Raw genomic sequence first — 21,859 nt, 5'->3', positions numbered from 1 at the left:
TAGCCCGTTTATCAGTACCCTACAGTTCTGAGCTACGGCAAATCTGGAACAAGGTTTATCATGACCAAGCAAACCCTCACTCAGTTAGAACAGCACGATTTATTCTTACGTCGCCATATCGGCCCGGATAGCAGCCAACAACAAGAAATGTTGAACTACGTTGGTGCTGAGTCTCTGGACGATCTGACGGCGCAAATCGTGCCTGAGTCGATCCGTTTAAGCCAAGAGTTGAGCATTGGTGATTCCTGCGGCGAAGCCGAAGGCATTGCTTACATTCGTGGTTTAGCCAAACAAAACCAAGTCTTCAAAAGCTACATTGGTATGGGTTACTACGGTACCCAAGTGCCTAATTTGATTTTACGTAATGTCTTCGAAAATCCAGGTTGGTACACGGCGTACACGCCCTATCAGCCAGAGATCGCCCAAGGCCGTTTAGAAGCCATTCTAAACTTCCAACAAGTGTCGATGGATTTAACTGGTTTAGATTTAGCGTCAGCATCACTGCTGGACGAAGCGACTGCCGCTGCCGAAGCGATGGCGCTGGCGAAGCGTGTGTCTAAAGCCAAAAAAGCCAACATCTTCTTCGTAGCCGATGACGTATTCCCACAAACCTTAGACGTAGTGAAGACTCGCGCTGAGTGTTTTGGTTTTGAAGTGGTGGTAGGACCTGCCCATGAAGCGGTAAACCACGAACTGTTTGGTGCCCTGTTCCAGTATTCAAACCGTTTCGGTCAAATCACTGACTTCACTGACTTATTCGCCGAATTACGCGCGAAAAACGTGATTGTGACTGTCGCTGCCGACATCATGGCCTTAGTGTTACTCAAGTCACCGGGTGCTATGGGCGCCGACGTGGTCTTCGGTAGCGCGCAGCGTTTCGGTGTGCCGATGGGCTTTGGTGGTCCACACGCGGCCTTCTTCGTGGCCCGTGACGAGCACAAACGCTCTATGCCTGGCCGTATCATCGGTGTGTCAAAGGACACCCGTGGTAACCGCGCACTGCGTATGGCGATGCAAACTCGTGAGCAACATATCCGCCGCGAAAAAGCCAACTCAAACATTTGTACCGCGCAAATTCTGTTAGCGAACATGGCGTCTTTCTACGCCGTATTCCACGGCCCACAAGGCCTGAAAACCATCGCATCACGCATCAACCGCTTCACCGATATCTTAGCCGCTGGCTTACAAGCTAAAGGCGTGAGCTTAGTGAACAACACTTGGTTCGATACCATCAGCATCAAAGGCTTAGACGTTGCAGCAGTGAATGCTCGCGCGCTGGCTGCTGAGATGAACCTGCGTTTCGATGCTGACGGCATCGTTGGCGTGAGCTTAGATGAAACCACTATCCGCACCGATATCGAAGCCCTGTTCGATGTGATTTTAGGTGCTGGCCATGGCTTAGACGTTGCCGCGTTAGATGCGCAAATCGTGGCGCAAGGTAGCCAATCGATTCCGGCCTCTTTAGTGCGTCAAGATGCCATCCTGAGCCACCCAACCTTCAATCGCTACCAAAGCGAAACCGAGATGATGCGTTATATCAAGCGTCTCGAAAGCAAAGACTTAGCACTGAACTACTCAATGATTTCATTGGGTTCGTGCACCATGAAGTTAAACGCTGCGGTTGAAATGATCCCAGTCAGCTGGCCAGAATTTGCTAACATGCACCCATTCTGCCCACTGGACCAAGCCAAGGGTTACACTCAACTGATTGAAGAACTGTCTTCATGGTTAGTGAATGTCACAGGTTACGATGCCGTGTGTATCCAACCTAACTCTGGCGCACAGGGTGAATACGCGGGTCTGTTAGCGATTCGTAAATACCACGAGTCTCGCGGCGAAGCCCACAGAAACATCTGCTTAATCCCACAATCTGCCCACGGTACGAACCCAGCATCGGCGCAATTAGCCGGTATGCAAGTGGTCGTGACTGCCTGTGACAAGCAAGGTAACGTGGATTTAGAAGATCTGAAGGCCAAAGCGGCTGAAGTGGCAGAAAACCTGTCATGTATCATGATCACTTACCCATCGACCCACGGTGTGTACGAAGAATCTATCCGCGAAATCTGCAACATTGTGCACCAGCACGGTGGTCAAGTGTACTTGGACGGCGCCAACATGAACGCCCAAGTTGGCTTAACCTCACCAGGCTTTATCGGTGCCGACGTATCGCACCTTAACCTGCACAAAACCTTCGCGATTCCACACGGCGGCGGTGGTCCAGGTATGGGCCCTATCGGCGTGAAAGCGCACTTAGCGCCGTTCGTAGCGGGTCACGTAGTGGTGAAACCTGGCCGCGAAAGCGATAACAACGGTGCAGTATCGGCAGCGCCATACGGCAGTGCTGGCATTCTGCCAATCAGCTGGATGTACATTAAGCTGCTCGGTTCAAACGGCCTGAAAAAGTCGACTCAAACCGCGCTGTTAAACGCTAACTACGTGATGAAGAAGCTGTCTGAACACTACCCAGTACTGTTCCGTGGCCGTAACGATCGCGTCGCGCACGAATGTATTATCGACCTGCGTCCAATCAAAGAAGCCTCTGGCGTGACCGAAATGGATATCGCTAAGCGTCTGAACGACTACGGTTTCCACGCGCCAACCATGAGCTTCCCCGTTGCGGGCACGCTGATGATTGAGCCAACCGAATCTGAGTCTAAGGTTGAACTGGACCGCTTTATCGACGCTATGGTGTCAATCCGCGCCGAAATCGCGAAGGTGGAAGCGGGTGAGTGGCCAGCGGACAACAACCCGCTGCACAACGCGCCACACACTATGGCCGATATTATGGATCCAGCATTTGATTCACGCCCATACAGCCGTGAAGTGGCCGTGTTCCCAAGTGCCGCAGTGCGTACTAACAAGTTCTGGCCAACCGTGAACCGTATTGATGATGTGTACGGCGACCGTAACTTGTTCTGTGCGTGTGTGCCGTTATCAGACTATGAATAAGGATAATTGCTGCTTAGGCTCGCTACTGCGGCGTTGAATCTCAGCTTTCGTGCTCATTGACAGGAGTCAACTCCGCGCGAAAGCTTTCAATCCGCCTTGTATTAGCTTCGCCAGCAACGCAATTATGGACATACCAAAGCGAACCCTTAGCGGTTCGCTTTTTTATTGGTTAGTTTTAACTCTGCAGAGTTCAGTGCTGCGAATGGGCTATTTTGTGGCTTCTGGCAACTGTACTTCCCAATTGCCTGCCGCAGGCTTTCGCACTGTTACACCAGTGACTCGCCGTGGATACTTCCCTGTAGGCTCTGCTAAAACATCCATGTTTTAGAAGGTCACTGGTGCAACAATGCTGTATTTGGTGTAACCGTTCTATTTAGAGTTATTAGACTATAAATTTATTCTAAAAATCATTTTTTAGAATATTTTAAACTGATTCTATCAACATCAGTCATAAACCTTTCCATATATTCTTCGTCAATATCATTATTATCTGGATTTAAACGTTGTTTCAACAAATAACGTAGGTCTTTAATAATTTCATCTTTGTTTGAAAGTATTAGTTTTTGGTCTGAACCGATTAAGACCATCCAAATGACATAGAAATCTTGTAGTGTCCTTTTAAATATTGCTACATCATTTATATTGAGGAAGTCATTAAATGATTCTTTTGTTGTATTGCCGCCTAACATATCGTTCAGTAAATCAATCAACATTTCTGTCTTTGTTATTGAGCGAATAAACTCATCTTTTTCAACCTCAACTCTACTTAATCCAGTCAAGAAATCACTTAAGTATTGCTTGTCTTTAACTCGACATGTAATAGTTTTTTGTCTTGAGAAAAAGCCAATAACCTCTTTTGCATCACCTCTAAAATGCATATATGATAATGTTATTAATAACTCTTCATTTAACATTCTGTCAGGAACCTTTACGTTTAACTCTCTAAGAAAAAACCAATTTGAATTTTTCCCCTTAGCTATATCTTTAACCTTCTGTATTACCTCTGGGCTAACCATCGAATTCCACATTTCGAAGGAATTAGGCTTTATAGGGTATGGTTTATAGTTAAGCCTAATAAACAAGTCTATGGGATCGAAGTTCTCATTTTGCATTTCATCAATAACAATTATGTCAACCACAAAGTCTAATATTCTATCTTGATAGACAGAGTCTAATGAACTGAAATTTCTGCCTTCAATTCCATCTAAAATTTTCATGCCTTTCAGTTTGAAGTTGTTGTTTTTTGAGTATGAAACCTTTCCGTTTTCATCCAAATAATTTTCACCTAGAAAACCTATTATTGATAATAATCTTTGCTGACCATCAACAACTTCTTTTACACCATTTTTTCTCTTGAAAACGAAGATAGGCGGGAGGTTAATTCCTAACAAAATGCTCTCGATAATTGAAGATGCCTTAAGTAATGAAATTTTTTCTTGACGTTGATATGATGGTCTCAATAAGTAATTTGATGATTTTATATCATGACGAATTTCATCTATATCTATTGAAGTCGGGTTTGGTCTGTGCAAGCGTAGATTTGCCAATTCATCAAGAGATTTTTCTACTGCTTCGGCGGACTGTGATTTGGTTTTTAATATTGCAGAAAACTCACCGTCTCTTATGTATTTTTGGAAGTCTATGTTGCATTTTTTAGAAAAATAACCAGCAGTTGTAATGTGCCTGTTTATTGTGTTTGCATAATAATGTGCAAATTCTAATGGGTAGGAATCTATATTCGAGTCGATATATTTTTTAAAGTCTAAATTGTTTATTTCGTAATCTATCCCTTCAATATTTAATACTGACAATGCCCAAAATAATGTTTCAAATATTATTTTTCTATTAGAATAGATTGAAAGCTCTTCGGCAGCATGTATATCTATAACTTTATTTATTATTTTCAAAAAAACTTGATACTCTTGATAAACATCATCACAGTTATTAACTGTGAAGTCATATAGAATATCCATGATCATTGTTCGTTCGCTGGAGCCAGCATATTTAGCAATGGGGAATTGATGAAGTATTCGATACTTCCTAATAAGTTCTAAGTTTTGTGATATAATGTCATTTTTATTACCTTCGATGTAGTTTATGCTTGGGAAAAAGCACTTGTTGAAACTCTCGAAAAAGCTTATGTCAGAATTTAATTTATCTTTGAAATAGTCAGTGAACTCATCTGTGTCATATTTGGCGTTGTCAAGTTCTGCTCTGGATAATGGGGTTATTCCAGTGTTATATCTTCTGAAAATTTCCTTTTTTACCATATCAAGAATTTCATCGCTTAAATTTGGATGGTCTATTACTTCAAATTCAAAAACTCTAATGTTAGAATCAAGAAAAGTTCTCTGATACAGCTCCGGTAATTTATTAAATGAAAATTTTGACAAGTTATTTAGAATTGTCAGGCCCTTGCTTGATAATGAAAAGTCATTTTCTTTGAACTTTTTTAATGTTTCAAATCGCTGTCTGCCATCAATTACCTCTACAGTTGCCCCCGCTTTGAAAAAAACAAGAGGTGGAATTTCTGTTCCTAATATAACGCTTTCAATAAAAAAAGTTTGCTTCTGATTATCCCAAACATAATTTCTTTGGTAATATGGCGAATAGTTTATTCTTTTTAAGTTGCGTTCGCTTAGCAAGGTTTTTACAGATAAGCTACGGTTAGTTATCTTTAATGATTTTTGAAAGACTTCTCTAAATCTATCAGCAGTAATTGTTTTGTCCATTTAGTAACTATCCTTATTGATGTTTATCACTTCACTTGTCAGTATTTTAAAGCAAAAAACCGAGCTGTCATCGTAAGTTATTATAGATCTTTCTATTTTTATCTTTTCGTCAAGTAAATATGTCTGATATACAAGTAGTTCATATATTACTGAGTATAGGAATTTTTGAAAATCTTCTAGGTTAATATTTATTCTATTGTTTTTTATATCGTTTGAAGTATATATTTTTAAGTTTACATCATCTTCAAAGTATATTCCAAAAATAATGCTTAAATCTTTTAGTTTTTCTTCGATTTTTTCAGATTCATCTTCGACATCATAAAATTTTGAATAATGTTTTCCGAGGAACTCTCTGATAAATTCATATATTATCGCAAGTGAATCATCATTTTGAGTGCTTTTTAATTCTTTAAATATTGGTGTATTTAACAGTGGAACATGTTTCAGCAGATTGTATCTAAGAATGTGAAATCTAGATTTTTCACCAAAGAATGTATGTGAGTTATAATAGATTAATAATAACTCATTATCAGATAGTTGAGATCTTATTATTTTTGCATAATAAAATTTCTCTTCGTTATCTAAGCATATGGCTTCATCAACTGTTGATATTATTCTGTATAATGTTCTAAAATATCTAGATAAATCGTCTCTTTTATTGTTATAAGTTGCTGAGAATGAATTGACTAAATTTGATCTTTTGTCCTGATCTTGAAATTGTGATTGACTATAATGAGAAAATATACTCTCTGTTAATTTACAAAAAAAACCACCATCTCTACTATCTAGGAACTCTCTTGTTTTTAAATATACATTAATTAATGAATAAAAACTTGATTCAAATTGTTGTATTCTAGCTGTCTTTGCTTGCTCTTCATATACTCGCCTATTAAGTTTTAATTCCTCTCTATTTAGTTGGAATTCTGAAACCTGTTGGTTTAGTGCGTTGACCTGTAGATCAAGTGCTGTTCTATTATTCTTGAAATCACTTCGTTGCTCTGTTAATGCTTTGTAGAATAAAAATACACCAGCTAAAGACCATAATGAACCTACCATTCCACCTACAAAATCACCGAACTGACCAATTTTTTCTGAGTCAATGCTTTTTGTGCTATCAAATTTGTAATCTTGCCATAGGAATGCAATAATTATACTGATTGTTAAAAATATTCCAGTAACAATTATTGCTGATATTATTTTGTCACTTTTAAATTTTTCCAGTAAACTCATAGTAATATCCGTTATTAAATTGTGTTAACTGTTTCTTTCTATATCGGTTTGAATTTCATTTTTTTTCGTGGAGTATAAATTAGTTCATTTTTCATTTTTATATCCTTTTATATCTTTCCATTGCTTTTAAGGAGTTTTGAATTTTTTAAGTATTTTTAACTTTACCTGATAAATTCATTAATATTACTTTTTAGTGATGTTGTTGATAGTTAGTTGTCAAATTTGAGGTAATCATTTCCCTACCTCGCTTTTACTTAGGCATCTTTGGGCGACTTGGTAGATGATGGTGTCGACTTGTTGCTGGGTAAGATCTTGGGTTTTCAGTTTCGGGATCGTTCCGACTAATTGTTTGTGGTTAAGGATCGGGAACGGTGGTTTCGATTGGCTTGTGACATACCAGCCGGGGAATACTAGGGCTGGGGTGGCGGCGACGGGGGAGCCTGTGGCCTTGGTTAACCATTGGCTGACCCACTTAGCCTGACGTTCGGCCTGTTCTATGGGTTTGGTTTCTGTCCACGAGGGGAAGTTTAAGCGCCCGTCTTTGTAAAATACTTCATAGCCTTTCTTACCAGAACTAGAGCCAGAGCTTGAGCCATTGTCATTGGTTTGGCGTAGGTCTTTATTGCGCTTATGGCGGCCTTTGGTTTCAATCGCGAATACGCCATTTTTGCCGATGACGAGGTGGTCGATATTAAAGCCGTCGGCTTGCACATCGTGAAACACTTGATAACCCAAGGCTTGAAGGCCAATCAGTTCATTAGCGGTGGCGATTTCGGCCGTATGTCCTAGACGTAATTTGGTGAGTTTGGAAAAGTTTTTCCACGTTTTAAAGCTGCAATAGCTTAAGCCCATTAACGCCGAAATACTTAACATCCAAGGGAATTTACCCGCAGCGATATGTGCTTGAATGCTGTTGAGTGCAAAGGGGAAGCAAAAAATCATTGCTCCCATCATCATGTAACCCATTAAATCTAATTGCAGATCTTGGATTTGCTTTTGTAAGCCATAGGCAGGAATGCGGGTTAACTGCTCGCGATCAACGGGTAGGGTTAGCGTCGCATCGCGGTATCGAAGAAACACATGCAACACTCCTGCTCCAACAAACAGGCTGGATAGAATAATTACAACGGATAATAGGTTGCTGCCGAAATCTGCCATTTACATCCTTGAAATAGAAAGGTTTATCGTTAATTCCATAACGCACACATGATGGATGTGCTTGATACCTTGGTGGCAGAGGAGGCTGTTAAGAGTGGGGCGGCATGGTACAGATTGGCTGCTTTGTCCTTAAATAGCGTGCTCGATAGTGGCGTTCGAGTGTGGCTCTGCATTTCCCTTAGTGGTCACACTTTAACCCGCGCTATGCGGTTTAATCAATGCGTTTTATCACAAAAGCTTATTTTAAATAATGACTTGTGAATATCTGGGGATATGAATTGGTGGGAGTTTTGGGGTTACTTAGGGCAAATAAAAACGGCCAATAGAATTGGCCGTTTTTATTATCCATTAAGTCGTTGGTGCTTAACGGTAAAATGCTTCTACTGTGCCTTTGATGGTTAACAGCAGAGGTTGACCGCGACGGTCTAAGGATTTGCTTGGTACTTTAACCCAGCCTTCGCTGATGCAGTATTCTTCAACATCGAAACGTTCTTTACCATTCACGCGGATACCCACATCGTATTGGAAGACTTCAGCTACATGGTGGCGGCTGCGTGGGTTAACCGAAAGACGATCCGGTAATGCGGGTTGTGAAGTTGTGTCAGTCATGGTCGTTATCTGTAGTGAACAAAAAGTGCGTTATTGTAGGCAATCCCACCGCCTTGCTCAAGGATTGTTGTTGTCAGTCTGTGACGCCTAAGCCGCTATCTTGGGCGAGCGGCACTTAGCGTATGTTGTTGCATAAGCCTGTATCGTCTTTTGTTCGCACGCGGCGCAGGGTAAACTCTGGCGGTGTTGGCTTTAAGGGGTCGCACTTAACCTTTACGACTTAGCGCGCTCCGTTATTCACCCATATTCAACTCAAGGCCCGATAGTTAACTTGCCATGCATGATGATATTAGTATTCCCTTGCCATCCCTTATCCATCGCATCGGCCGCGAGGCGGTTAAGCGGGCGCAGGCGATTGCCGTGCAAAAGGGCTGTGAGCTTAAGCGGATTCGCCGTTCCCGTAATTGGAGCATTACAGGGCAGGCTATCGCGATTCAAAGCTGTTGCGCCGAGTTAAAAGCACAGAGTGATATTACCGAATTTGCCTTTATGATCAAAAAGATCGACAGCGGCTTATTACAACACGCCGATAAGCTTGAACCGCTCGGCGCAAAATTGGTTCGCCTGATCAACCAAAACCCCGCCATTACCTTGGGCGAACTGATGCAGCAAACCCAATGCACTATGAGCGAGGCACGCCTTGCCCGCTTCGAAGCCGAACTCTAATGCCGAGCTTTGATGTAGAGCCCATATGCCGAGCTCTGAGCTTAGGCGGGAGCATTAGCAGGTAGCCACTAAGAAAAAGGCCTCAATTGCTTGAGGCCTTAGGTGGTTAAAGATAGCGATTTACACCGTATCGACTATCACTGAATCGACTTACGCCGAGGTGATGAACACCTAATCGACTTACGCCGCCCGCCAATATCACGTCTTAGGCATTAAATCTTAAATTGACCCACGAGTTTGCCGAGGTTAAGTCCTTCCTGTGACACGGTTTGGCTCACGTTCGCCGCCTCTTCGCTGGAGTGCAGCAGCTCATTCACAATCTCTTGAATGGCGAACACATTGCGGTTGATTTCTTCGGTGACTGAGCTTTGCTCGGTCGCCGCCGTGGCAATTTGGGTACTCATATCGTTGATGGCGGTTACTGCCGAGGTCACTGAGCCTAAGCTTTCGGAGATGGCGCGGGACGAATCCACCGAGCGTATACAACTCTGCTGACTCTCTTCCATGGTTTTAACCGCTAAGCTCACTAGCTTGTGCAGCTCAGATAGCATCTCGTTGATTTCTAATGTGCTTGATTGAGTACGGCTGGCTAAGTTACGCACCTCATCGGCCACCACGGCAAAGCCGCGACCCTGCTCACCAGCGCGGGCAGCTTCAATCGCGGCGTTTAATGCCAGCAGGTTGGTTTGCTCGGCAATGCCGCCGATCACCGAGAGCACGCTATTAATTTTTTGCGACTGTTCACTCAAGGATTGAATGTTGCTGGCGGCATTATTGATTTGCGCCATCAGCGCCGAAATCTCCTCTAACGAGGCATCGACACAACGCTGGGCATTGGCCACATCGCCCGTGGCGGCGTGGGTCGCTTCGGCCACTTGGGTGGTATTTTGCGCCACTTCACTCGCGGTGGCAGACATCTCAGTAATGGCGGTAACCACTTGATCCGTTTCATTGTTATGGCTGATAAGCTGGCGCGACATCACCTTGGTTTGGTCATGAATTGCATTGGCTGCGGTTTTAACCTTAGCGGTGGCATGGGCCACATCGCCGATAATGGTTTGCAGTTTATCGACAAACAGGTTGAAGGAGCGGCCGAGTTGAGCGATTTCATCGTCGCCCTTCACCGCAAGGCGCTTGGTTAAATCGCCTTCGCCTTTGGCGATATCGTTTAAGTTATCGGCCATGTTTTTAATCGGTGTGACCATCCGCTGGGCGGTCACTAAGATCACGGCGGCGGTAATGGCTGCTAATAACAGTGCAATCAATAAAATCGCGTAGGATTTATCGATCATCTGCTCGGTGACTGTGGTGCGGTAATCCTCAACCACGGCATCGATATCGTCGATATAGGCGCCAGTGCCGAGCATCCAATCTGTGCCTGGGATCATCATGGAGTAGCCGATTTTTTCGATTTGCTCGTTGGTATTGGGTTTTTGGAAATAGAACGAGAAATTACCGTCACCGTTTTTGGCGGCATTGAGCAGACCGACAATGATCTTGGTGCCGCGGGGATCGGTCATATCGATTTTATTCTGCCCCTCGAGGTTGGGCATGACCGCATGGAACAGGTTTTTACCTTGTGAATCGTAAATAAAGAAGTAGCCCGAACTGCCAAAGCGAATATCACGTAGGGCTTGGTTAACATTGCCCTGTTCTTTCAACGATAGCTGGTATTGCACTATGCCTGCGGCGATTTGGGTGGCTTCTTTGATTTGGGGTTTTACGCTCACCGATTAACTTTTCTCTAAATGTGGTGACCTCATCGGCAAGCGCCGATTGCTCGACATGGTAGGAAACTGTCATCAGTACAATGAGGGTCAGGATCAACGGGAACAATGCGAGTAGGAGCAATTTGTTACGTAAACTGAAATTAGACATGTTCAACAACTCCGGGATAAGCCGCTTTATTATTGCAGGGCAGTATAACGAATCCCCAATACTCTTAAGTGCTTAAGTTAACAAAAATCTAATGTAACCGACAAAATTGTTGAATGGTATTTGACTTAAGGATGAGGGCGACAGGCTGAGTCACTTCGTTGATCTTAATCAAGGCCTAAATAAGCCAATGCGCTCATTATATTAGCTAATCTTTATGCATAGGCGGTGCTTGTATGAGTGGATCAGCGGTGCGACGCAAGCTCAATTAAGACGTGCAACTAAAGGCAGGACTGTGACGAATCAAAGGCTGATAACCCTGTTAAAAATCTGCATTGGCCTTGGACTGTGCCTGATTATGCTTGGGATTTATCTGCATAACTTTAATCAAACCGTTGAAGCTATGGGCGTAAAAGGCATTATTATCAGCGCCGTTTGCGTTGCCGTTGGTATGGCGTTATCCCTGCCGACAAAGATGTATCTCACCTTTTTACTGGTTGAGCGTGAGGCGGATAAGCAAGGCAGTGCTGAGCATTAACCCTTGGCTAAATCACAGTGAATGCCGCAATAAATCCTACTCTGCTGCTTGCAGCCCATAGCATAAAAATCCCGCTGGTGTTTTTTTAACATAATTAACCCAAGACTAATGGGCGAAAAACACCGATAATTCCCCCCAGACGATAGCGCCCAAGGGCAATGCTGTGCGGTAACGAATGCGATTACCGCGTTTGAGCATATTGAGTGGAAAAATTCTAATGGAAATCAAAGTTAATTTTCTCGACAACCTGAGACTCGAAGCCAAGTTCGACGATTTTACGGTCACGGCCGATCAGCCCATCCGTTATAAGGGCGACGGCTCGGCGCCGAGTCCCTTCGATTATTTCTTAGCTTCTTCGGCGCTGTGTGCAGCCTACTTTGTGAAGGTATATTGTAAATCCCGCGATATTCCAACGGACAATATCCGCCTGTCGCAAAACAATATTGTCGACCCTGAAGATCGCTACAACCAGATTTTCCAGATCAATGTCGAATTACCCGATGATATTTCGGATAAAGATCGCGAAGGTATTTTGCGCTCTATCGACCGCTGCACAGTAAAGAAAGTGGTGCAGACTGGCCCAGAGTTTAGAATCGAAACTGTTGAAAACCTCGATGCCGACGCCAATGCCATGCTGATGGGCCACCCTGGCGATGACAGCAGCACCTATATTTTGGGTAAAGACTTACCGCTAGAGCAGACCATTGCCAATATGACCGGCATTTTGGCTGAGCTGGGGATGAAGATTGAGATCTCCTCGTGGCGCAATATCGTGCCCAATGTGTGGTCACTGCATATCCGTGACGCCGCATCGCCCATGTGTTTTACCAATGGCAAAGGCGCAACCAAAGAGAGCGCGTTGTGCTCGGCACTCGGTGAGTTTATCGAGCGTTTAAACAATAACTTCTTCTATAACGATCAATTCTTTGGCGTTGAAATCGCTAACAGCGAGTTTGTGCATTATCCGAATGAAAAATGGTTTGCCCTAGAGGAAGACGACGCCCTGCCAGCGGGCTTGTTAGATGACTACTGCCTCGAGATTTATAACCCCGATGAGGAGCTGTGTGGCTCGCATCTTATCGACACTAACTCGGGCAATAGTGACCGTGGCATTTGTGCGATTCCTTACAAGCGTAAATCCGATGGTGAGACAGTGTATTTTCCATCGAACCTGATTGAAAACCTGTTCTTAAGCAATGGCATGAGCGCGGGGAACAACATCAAAGAAGCCGAAGTGCAGTGTCTATCTGAGATCTTCGAGCGCGCGGTGAAACGCCAAATCATCGAGCAAGAAATCGTACTGCCAGACGTGCCAATGTCTGTGTTAGAAAAATACCCAAGCATTCTTGCGGGCATTAAGGGCTTAGAAGAGCAAGGCTTCCCTGTGGTAGTGAAAGACGCCTCCTTAGGCGGTCAGTTCCCTGTCATGTGCGTGACGCTGATGAACCCGAAAACCGGCGGCGTATTCGCCTCATTCGGTGCCCACCCAAGCTTTGAAGTGGCATTGGAGCGCAGCCTGACCGAATTGCTCCAAGGTCGCAGCTTCGAAGGCTTAAACGATGTGCCAAAACCGACCTTTAATAGCATGGCGGTGAGCGAGCCTGAAAACTTTGTCGAGCACTTTATCGATTCTACGGGAGTGATCTCCTGGCGCTTCTTTAGCAGCAAGCATGACTATGAGTTCTGCGAATGGGATTTTTCCGGCACTAACCAAGAAGAAGCGGACCGCTTATTCGGCATTTTAGAAGAGCTGGGTAAAGAGGTGTATGTCGCCGAGTTTACCGAATTAGGCGCATCGGCTTGCCGTATTTTAGTGCCTGATTACTCTGAAGTTTATCCAGTTGAAGACCTGATTTGGGATAACACCAACAAGGCGCTGGATTACCGTGAAGATATTCTGAATCTGCATTCCTTAAGCACTAAGCAATTGGTCAACCTAGTCAATCGCTTAGAAGAAAGTCAGCTCGATAACTACACCGATATTCGTACCCTGATTGGTATTGTGTTTGATGAAAACACCGTCTGGGGTAAGTTGACGATTATCGAACTTAAGATCCTGATTTATTTGGCACTCGGCGCGCATGAAGAGGCGCTAGAATTAGTCGGTGAGTTCCTGCAATTTAACGACAATACCGTGAAGCGCAATCTGTTCTTCCAAGCCATGAGCGCGGTACTGGAAGTGACGCTAGATGAAGACCTTGAACTCGAAGACTTTAGCCATAACTTTACCCGCATGTTTGGCGCGGAAGTGATGGAACAAGTGGTCGGCAGTGTTACTGGTAAAGTCCGTTTCAGCGGGTTAACTAAGACCAGCATGCAGCTCGAAGGGATTGAGCCACATTTACGCTTAATCGAAAGCTATAAGAAACTGCACGCCGCCCGTAAGGCCAAAGCGGCGCAATAATCGCAACGCATAGTGTGTGAAGTACATAAAAAAGCGAACCTAGGTTCGCTTTTTTATTGGTGATTTATCGGGTCGATGCAACATCAAGCACTATTGGCGATAACGCGGTTTTTGCCATCCCGCTTGGCTTGATAGAGCGCGGTATCGGCGCGTTTTAGGGTGTCTTCATAGGATTTATCGCCCGCTTCTATGCTGGCGACACCAATGCTGACGGTGGCAAATAATCCCTTTACCGAGAGTTGCTGCAATGCCTTAAAGCAGCAGTCACAGAGATATTCGGCAAACACTATGGCTTGGTCATGGTCAACCCCAGGCAGGGCAATCACAAATTCATCGCCACCAAAACGGTAGGCGCTGTCGGTTTTGCGAAATTGTTGTTGGCAGGCTTCGGCGACTGCCATGATAACGCGGTCGCCCGCTTGGTGACCCAGTTGATCGTTGATCCGTTTTAGGTGGTCCAGATCTAAGACTAAGATCGATGCCGGAATGCGGTGGCGGCTAAAAGTGTCGAAGAGTAGCTGTAAATCACGGTCTAAGCGACGGCGATTATAGAGCCCTGTCAGTTGGTCGGTATCACTTAACTGTCGCAGTTGTAATTCCAGTTTATGACGCTTGGAAATATTACTGGCGACCCAGAGGACGACGGGTTCGTTATTCACCAGAAAATCTAACGCCTGAATGCGCCCCTCAAACCAGATGGGTTGCGATGGTCCTTCATCGGGTAAGCCTTTGACATCCTTGTTACTGAGCTCATATTCCTCGATCAGTAATTTACGGCTATCTAAGGCTTGCTGAATAATGTTGAGGTAGTAAGTGGTTTTTTCGTCGTTGAGTACATCGCTCAGGTAAAGGCCGACTAATCCACTGCCGTCGTGGTAATAACGCGCATCTTTACCGCCAAACACGGCAACATAGCGGCCGCTTTGGGACAGGATAAACGCCGGATCGGGTAGCGCGTCCAGCACTAAAGCCATTTGCTCAATACTGACCATCAAACAAGCTCCCCACAAAGGTTATCTGACTTATTCAAGGCTTTGACACTTGCTAAGAATGTCATCATTCGCCATTCAGTCTATGGTAAGAATTTAGCTTTTTTTATGGCGAAAACAAACCTTAACCACATGGTATTCGTGTTTATGTTCGACTGGTAGGTGAGAAGCAAGCAGGGCACAGAGGATTAATTAAATTGGACTTAGGGTGTAGACTCTAGCCCGTATCAATTTAATGAGGGATGAGTATGCGCACGGCTGATGATTTTATTCAGTATTTAGAACTTGAGCAGCATGTTGAGGGCGGTTATTACCGTTCTTCCTATCGCTCAGAATCGGCCTTCGATCCGAGTCGTCAGCTATGGAGCAGTATTTATTTCTTACTGAGAACCGGCGAAGTGTCGCATTTTCATCGACTCACGGCCGATGAAATGTGGTATTTCCATGCGGGTCAATCGCTGACGATTTATATGATTTCCCCTGAGGGCGAGCTGACTACGGCGCAGTTAGGGCTGGATTTAGCCGCGGGCGAAAGACCGCAGTTTTTAGTGCCTAAGGGCTGTATTTTTGGCTCGGCGATGAATCAAGATGGATTCTCGCTGGTGGGCTGTATGGTATCACCGGGTTTTACCTTCGATGACTTTGAATTGTTTAGCCAAGAAGCTTTGCTGGACATGTATCCACAGCATCAAGATGTGATCCACAAACTGAGTCGGCCAGAGCCGAAATAGCGCAGTTAGATCATTGCATTATCATGCAATGAGTTGTTCGTTGCATGGATTTAGTAGCCGCATGCCACGCATTAAGGCATGCGGCTTAATCAGGTTAAGCGCGAATAATGTGGGTCACTTGCACCATGGCATCCCGCGCCGATTGGCTGACGCCTGCGAGTTGAAAGAAGCCGTGGATCACCCCTAAATAGCGGCGGCAATGGGCATTGACGCCCGCATCTAACAGGTTACGGAATAGCTGTTCGCCCTCATCTAACAGGGGATCGAATTCGGCGGTAATAATATGGGTTTCGGGCAGGCCTGCTAAATCCTGGCTTCGCAGTGGGCTGGCTTCAACATCGGTTCTGGGGTGCCAGTCGAGGTACATATCAAAGCCCGTGAGCAGCGTATCGCGAGTGATGATGTACTTAGCGCCATTGTCGATATAGCTCTGGCTCTTGGCGGTCGCATCCAACATCGGATAGATAAGCACTTGTTTTTTAGGTAACCATTGCCCTTGTGCTTTTAACCGCAGGCAAGTGACTAAGGCTAAATGGCCGCCAGCGCTGTCGCCCATCAGGGTGATATTGGTGTTATCGCCGCCCCATTGCTGGCAATGTTGCTGCACGAGATTGGCGGCATTGAAGGCATCGTCATGGGCGGCGGGGTACACATGCTCTGGGGCGAGACGATAGCGGACCGCCACCACTAACGCGCCGGAATCATTGGCAATTTTACGTAGTTGTTGATTGTGGGTGGCGATGCCACCACTGACAAAGCAGCCGCCGTGATAGTAAATGACCACGGGTAAGTTGTTGTCCACCGAGGGCTTAAATAGCGTTAACTCTATGCCCTCAAGGGATAAGGTTTTAACTTCAAACACCGCTTCCGGCTCACCTGCCAATACTGTGCTGGCGATATACCCTTGGCGTCGCTCCTCAAGGCTCTGTTCGCGCACCGAAGGGCAACCTGCGGCGATAAACTCGCTCACTAATTGTTTAATTCCGTCTTCTAAATAGAGTTGGCTCATGTGCAGTTTCCCTGAATATATTCGGTGAGCGCTTATCGCCCCTTGTGGTCGGCAAAGTGTATCGGCTCAATCTCGAAAAGGGTAGTGTGTATTGGGTGATATGGTATTAATCCCAGCTATTTCAGTAGATTAAAGAGTGTTAATTGAGGCGTTGCTGATGTTTTTCTACTTCAATGAATTGAGCTCCACCCAATGAATACGGTTGCAGGGGCAGGCTTTAGTGGTGACGAAGGATTGAGCACAATCTAAAAATGTAAGAAAATTACCGCTCGCCAGCCTTGGCGTGTTATTGCTATTTCACTTGTCTTCCAGCGGTAAGGATTGGACGTGGCTAAATCAGCTAAAACCCTGCAACAACGCATGGGCATTGTCGCCCTCACTTGGCCGATTTTTATCGAAACCTTGCTGCAATCCTTACTCGGGATCAGCGATATTTTTATGCTGAGCCATTATTCCGACAATGCCGTCGCCGCGGTGGGACTCACCACCCAATTGATGTTTTTTATGATGGTGATGTCCATGATGGTCAGCACGGGCGCCAGCATTCTGATCAGCCAAAATAATGGTGCGGGGCAGACGCAGCAGGCGACCGATATTGGCGTGGCCAGCGTGGCCTTAAGCTTAGGCTTAGCCGTGATTATGGGCACATCGATGTTTTTCGGTGCCCACGGCATTATCAGTTTATTTGCGCTAGAGCCAGAAGTCGCAGGCTATGGTAATGACTATCTGCTGATCTGCGGCAGTTTAAGCATAGGGCTGGTGATGAACATCGCCTTTGCAGCCATCTTACGTAGCTACGGCTTTACCCGCTCGGCCATGTTAGTCACCTCCAGCACGGGATTGATGAATGTGCTCGGTAACTATATTGCCCTCTATTCTCCCTTTGGTTTGCCAGTTTATGGGGTGACTGGGGTGGCGATTTCGACTGTCACCAGCCAGATTATCGGTGCCTTGATTATGCTGGCGGTGATCCTCCATAAAGGCATCCCACTGCCGATGTTGCGACTTAAGTTATTGCCGCGCAGTACCTATTGGAGCGTGATGCGCATAGGTTTGCTTAATGCGGGTGAAATGCTGTCCTACAATGTGGCGCAGATGACCATCATCTATTTTATCAGCCAGATGGGCACTCTCTCGCTGACGGCCTATACCTATGGCTTGAATATCAGCCGCTTTATTTACTGTTTTGCGGTGGCGCTCGGGCAGGCGGCGCAAATTCAAACTGGTTATTACGTCGGTAAACAATGGTTCGATGAGATAACGCAGCGGGTGCAAAAGTATTGCTTGGTGGGCTTTATTACCTCCCTCGCCATAGTGTTAGCCTTTTATTGGCAGCGTTTTACCATAGTGGGCTGGTTGAGTGAAAACCCAGAGGTCATTCAACTTACCGCACTCTTGCTTTTAGGTTCCATCGCGTTGGAAACCGGCCGAGTCTTTAATCTGGTGATTATTTCGGCATTAAAAGGTGCGGGGGATGTGGCGTTTCCGGTGCGCGTTGGCCTGTTTAGCATGTGGGGGATTGGCGTGCTATTGGCTTGGTTCTTTGGGCTGCACTTAGGTTATGGCGTACTTGCCGCTTGGCTTGCCGTTGCGGCCGATGAATGGGTACGAGGCTTGATTATGGTGCACCGTTGGCGCTCGGGTCGCTGGCAGCGTTTTACCCGTATTCCGCCAGCAACCTCAGCTTAAACCTAAAAGGCTAACCCTTATTGGTTGCCCCATTTGCCCGATTGCAGCAGTTCATTTTTAAATTGTAGATACCTTGGATGCCCTGCATCGGTTTCGATTTCCATTGTACTGTAGGGGGCAAAAATAGCCCCTGGAATTTGGCATCCATTGGTGAGGACGTCCTCTAATGAGGGCATAAAACATTCTTTAAACGGATCAAAATGGATTCTATAACTGGCATAGCCCCGCGCAACAAAGCGTTCGGTAATGGTTTTGAATAGCTGTCCAAAAGGCGTGTCGAGCCTCTGTGGCGTGGAGTAATAAAAGCCTTGCCCGTACCAGTAAAGTAATAAAGCGGTACCCGCATCACAGAGTGGGTGTTCGATAATCGCTCTCACCATATCGGGATCATGATCATCCCAATTCAAGTTGCCCGCGACAAAATGCAATTCCTCCATGCTTTGTAAGTCACTGATACAGATGATGTGTGTCACCGCTTTGCCAAAGTAGGCGCTGTACTCATGTAAAGCGTCATAATCGGGATCGGCGAGCAATTGGGTAAGTCGTTGTTGATTGGCGATACAGCCTAATTCGGCGCATTCATAGGCGCGGATAAATTGTTCTTGGGTTAATAACTTAGCCACGGGCGTCCTTGGGATTGTTAAATAATGACTCTCGCCAGCCCTGATAACCGAGAGCCAGCGAGAAAGAGTGAGGATGTTAGGTGCTAAGCTTGCTGTTGCAGCAGGGTACGACAGAGCTTAATAAAGTCGGAAGAGGTGACAATCCCTAATACTTTCTTATCGTTATCTACTACGGGTAAGCAGCCAAGTTTGTTGTCGATAAAGTATTCCACCACCACGCTCAAGGGCTCATCGGCGGTTAAGTGCTGGCAGTCTTTGTCCATCACAGTGGCTATGGGGGTGTAGCGTTCCTTGCGATCCAATGCGCCTTGGCCGTATTTGTTCAACATAGACAATACGCTGGCGATCATCTTCTTATGGGTGAGCACACCGACTAAGGTGCCGTCGGTTTCAGATATCACAGGTAAATGGCGCACGCCGCGGGTTTGCATTAAATGGTGGGCATCTTTCAGGCTTGCACCATCGCTGATGCAGATGACCTCAGTGCTCATAATGTCGCTGACTTTCATCCTATAAATTCCTTTTTTAACAATGCGCTAAGAAGTAGTGATCTTAGGCGCTATTTGCATCTGAGTCGATGTTAGCAGCTTAGTGATGCTCTGTGCCAGCACTGTACAAATAAAGAACGCTATTCAGTATAAGTTGATGAATTAAAAGAAATCATAAAAGGCTGACAAAGATGTCACAAATGTGTAACAGTGATGTCTCACAATCGGGGCCTCATTAGACCTCATACCAGTGAAACCTCATTTTTAAAGGGAATAATAATAATGAAACGAACCGTGACTCGTCGTGATTTTCTAGCAATGTCAGCCAAAGGTATTGGTGCCGCAGTGATCTCCTACGGCCTAATGGGGTGTAGTGACAGTGATGATGATAACTCTGTGCCCGCACAGTTTTTACATGGGGTTGCCAGCGGTGACCCAGCGCAGGATGCGGTGATCCTCTGGACCCGTGTGACGCCAGATTCTGCTGGGGATGTTAAAGTGAGCTGGCAAGTCGCCAGTGACGCGGCATTCTCACAATTAATGACCACTGGGGAGATGGTCACTAATGCTAACCGTGATTACACGGTCAAAATCGATGCCCGTGGTTTACGTGCGGGACAAACCTATTTTTACCGCTTTATGACGGGCGGAAAAACCTCCGAGGTGGGCAAGACCCGCACTTTACCCGAGGGCGACGTGAGTTCGGTAAAACTCGCCGTTATGTCCTGCGCTAACTTTCCTGCTGGTTATTTTAACGTGTATGAACTGGCTGCGGCGCAGGATGACCTCGATGCTGTGGTGCATCTGGGTGACTATATCTATGAATATGCCCGTGGTGGCTATGCCAGCGAACATGCGGCAGAGCTTGGCCGTGAAGTGTTACCCGCCAACGAACTGCTGACGCTTAGCGATTATCGTACCCGTTATGGCCAGTACCATACCGATGCCAGCCTGCAAAAACTGCACGCGAAAGTGCCATTTATTACGGTATGGGACGACCATGAAGTGGCAAACGATACTTGGCGTGATGGTGCCGAGAACCACAACGAAGGCGAAGGGGACTTTGCGGTCCGTAAAGAAGCCGCACTACAGGCTTACTTCGAGTGGCTGCCGATCCGTCCATGGCGCGAGGGTAACCATGAGGAGATCTACCGCAGCTTCAGTTACGGTAACTTAGTCGACTTACATATGCTGGATACGCGCGTCTTGGCCCGCGATAAGCAGCTCGATTATGCCGATTATATGGATGCCAGCACGGGCGCCTTCGATGGGGAGCGTTTCCTCGCCGATGTGACATCGACCACGCGCACCATGCTAGGCTTAACCCAATTACTCTGGTTACAAGGCACTTTACTGCAAGCCACGGGTACTTGGCAGGTGTTAGGACAACAGATCCTGATGGGCAAGATGTCTCTACCTGCGGCAATCGCTACTCAGCAAATGAGCATTCCACAATATGCCATGCTTGGGGCGCTGGCAAAGTTAGCCGCCCGTGCGGCGGCAAACGATCCAACCCTAACAGCCGCGGAATTGCAGTATTTACAGGCCAATCAAGCATTGTTAACGCCAGAGGTGATTGCCCTGCTGCAACTGCCATCTATTCCCTATAACTTAGATGCATGGGATGGTTATGCCTATGAAAGGGAAGTGATTTTAGGCACGGCTAAATCGAAAAATCACAACCTAGTGGTGATTGCCGGTGACACCCATAATGCCTGGGCGAATGAGCTTAAAGATGTCAACGGCGATACCGTTGGGGTCGAGTTTGCCACAAGCTCGGTATCATCACCTGGTTTGGAATATTACTTAAATCTACCAGCAGAACAGATCCCCGCGACCGAAGCGGCGATCGTCGAGTTGGTGCCAGATCTTAAATATACCAACCTTAAAGATCGCGGCTTTATGACCTTAACCTTCACTAAAGAAGCGGTGCGTAGCGACTGGCATTATGTCAGCACGATTCTGGCGAAGGAGTTTGAAGAGTCGACCAGCCGCAGCTACAGCGCCATGACTAAGGTCGGTGAGCACGTTATCAACCCTGTGAGCTAACTTAAGCGCCAAACTTAAGCTCCAAACTTAAGCTCCATTCTTTGCTTTGAGCCTGTGCTCGTTCCTTGTTGGCCACCTTTGGGTGGCCTTTTTTGTACGCTTTTTGTTAGTTCCGTCCTA

At 45.9% G+C, this 21,859-nt stretch carries 15 protein-coding genes and 1 pseudogene; 7 read left to right on the top strand and 9 right to left on the bottom strand.

Going from position 1 to position 21,859, the window contains the following annotated elements; genetic code table 11:
• Positions 1-60 precede the first annotated feature (60 nt).
• On the top strand, positions 61-2,949 hold the full coding sequence (gene gcvP, locus K0H59_RS17650) for an aminomethyl-transferring glycine dehydrogenase (protein ID WP_220053874.1): 2,889 nt from the start codon (positions 61-63) through the stop codon (positions 2,947-2,949).
• A 407-nt stretch (positions 2,950-3,356) separates the two neighbouring features.
• Here the strand turns inward: gcvP and K0H59_RS17645 are convergent, their stop codons facing one another.
• The 4 genes from K0H59_RS17645 to K0H59_RS17630 all read right to left on the bottom strand — a co-directional run bounded on the left by K0H59_RS17645 (position 3,357) and on the right by K0H59_RS17630 (position 8,678).
• Positions 3,357-5,681: a DUF262 domain-containing protein gene (locus tag K0H59_RS17645; RefSeq protein ID WP_220053873.1), complete on the bottom strand. Its 2,325-nt coding sequence runs from the start codon at positions 5,679-5,681 to the stop codon at positions 3,357-3,359.
• Positions 5,682-6,911, bottom strand: coding sequence for a putative phage abortive infection protein (locus tag K0H59_RS17640; protein ID WP_220053872.1), 1,230 nt, complete (start codon positions 6,909-6,911; stop codon positions 5,682-5,684).
• 231 nt (positions 6,912-7,142) lie between these two features.
• Complete coding sequence (locus tag K0H59_RS17635) at positions 7,143-8,069, bottom strand: nuclease-related domain-containing protein (protein WP_220053871.1); 927 nt, start codon at positions 8,067-8,069, stop codon at positions 7,143-7,145.
• A gap of 363 nt (positions 8,070-8,432) precedes the next feature.
• The gene (locus tag K0H59_RS17630) at positions 8,433-8,678 is read right to left on the bottom strand and encodes a DUF3297 family protein (protein ID WP_011624059.1); all 246 of its coding nucleotides are present in this window, start codon (positions 8,676-8,678) and stop codon (positions 8,433-8,435) included.
• Between the two features lie 276 nt (positions 8,679-8,954).
• Here K0H59_RS17630 and K0H59_RS17625 point away from each other — a divergent pair, with 276 nt between their 5' ends.
• A complete protein-coding gene (locus tag K0H59_RS17625; RefSeq protein WP_220053870.1) occupies positions 8,955-9,344 on the top strand; it encodes a ribosome recycling factor family protein in 390 nt (129 codons plus the stop codon).
• Between the two features lie 212 nt (positions 9,345-9,556).
• Here the strand turns inward: K0H59_RS17625 and K0H59_RS17620 are convergent.
• Positions 9,557-11,222 (bottom strand): annotated as a pseudogene (locus tag K0H59_RS17620) (methyl-accepting chemotaxis protein).
• A gap of 292 nt (positions 11,223-11,514) precedes the next feature.
• On the opposite strand from K0H59_RS17620, the gene K0H59_RS17615 reads away from it, so the two are divergent.
• Complete coding sequence (locus K0H59_RS17615; RefSeq protein WP_220053869.1) at positions 11,515-11,757, top strand: hypothetical protein; 243 nt, start codon at positions 11,515-11,517, stop codon at positions 11,755-11,757.
• Positions 11,758-11,974: 217 nt separating this feature from the next.
• Positions 11,975-14,161 carry an OsmC domain/YcaO domain-containing protein gene (locus K0H59_RS17610; protein WP_220053868.1) on the top strand — a complete coding sequence of 729 codons (2,187 nt, stop codon included), beginning with the start codon at positions 11,975-11,977 and terminating at the stop codon, positions 14,159-14,161.
• A gap of 83 nt (positions 14,162-14,244) precedes the next feature.
• Here the strand turns inward: K0H59_RS17610 and K0H59_RS17605 are convergent, their stop codons facing one another.
• Positions 14,245-15,153, bottom strand: a complete 909-nt coding sequence (locus K0H59_RS17605; protein WP_220055634.1) for a GGDEF domain-containing protein — start codon at positions 15,151-15,153, stop codon at positions 14,245-14,247.
• A gap of 245 nt (positions 15,154-15,398) precedes the next feature.
• On the opposite strand from K0H59_RS17605, the gene K0H59_RS17600 reads away from it, so the two are divergent.
• Positions 15,399-15,881, top strand: coding sequence for a cupin domain-containing protein (locus K0H59_RS17600; RefSeq protein WP_220053867.1), 483 nt, complete (start codon positions 15,399-15,401; stop codon positions 15,879-15,881).
• A gap of 94 nt (positions 15,882-15,975) precedes the next feature.
• Here the strand turns inward: K0H59_RS17600 and K0H59_RS17595 are convergent, their stop codons facing one another.
• Positions 15,976-16,890: an alpha/beta hydrolase gene (locus K0H59_RS17595; protein ID WP_220053866.1), complete on the bottom strand. Its 915-nt coding sequence runs from the start codon at positions 16,888-16,890 to the stop codon at positions 15,976-15,978.
• Positions 16,891-17,217: 327 nt separating this feature from the next.
• Here K0H59_RS17595 and K0H59_RS17590 point away from each other — a divergent pair, with 327 nt between their 5' ends.
• A complete protein-coding gene (locus K0H59_RS17590) occupies positions 17,218-18,579 on the top strand; it encodes an MATE family efflux transporter (protein ID WP_220053865.1) in 1,362 nt (453 codons plus the stop codon).
• A 17-nt stretch (positions 18,580-18,596) separates the two neighbouring features.
• Here the strand turns inward: K0H59_RS17590 and K0H59_RS17585 are convergent, their stop codons facing one another.
• Together K0H59_RS17585 and K0H59_RS17580 are read right to left on the bottom strand one after the other, a co-directional pair.
• On the bottom strand, positions 18,597-19,202 hold the full coding sequence (locus K0H59_RS17585) for a DUF4274 domain-containing protein (RefSeq protein ID WP_220053864.1): 606 nt from the start codon (positions 19,200-19,202) through the stop codon (positions 18,597-18,599).
• A gap of 83 nt (positions 19,203-19,285) precedes the next feature.
• Positions 19,286-19,711 (bottom strand): HPP family protein, encoded by a 426-nt coding sequence (locus K0H59_RS17580; RefSeq protein WP_011624048.1) that lies wholly within the window; start codon positions 19,709-19,711, stop codon positions 19,286-19,288.
• Between the two features lie 261 nt (positions 19,712-19,972).
• Here K0H59_RS17580 and K0H59_RS17575 point away from each other — a divergent pair, with 261 nt between their 5' ends.
• Positions 19,973-21,739, top strand: coding sequence for an alkaline phosphatase (locus K0H59_RS17575; protein WP_220053863.1), 1,767 nt, complete (start codon positions 19,973-19,975; stop codon positions 21,737-21,739).
• The last annotated feature ends 120 nt before the right edge of the window (positions 21,740-21,859 follow it).

The sequence above is a fragment of the Shewanella sp. FJAT-51649 genome, from assembly GCF_019457435.1.
Lineage (GTDB): Bacteria > Pseudomonadota > Gammaproteobacteria > Enterobacterales > Shewanellaceae > Shewanella > Shewanella mangrovisoli.
The sequence above is the reverse complement of the archived record's forward strand: the minus strand, read 5'-3'. Positions and strand labels throughout refer to the sequence as shown.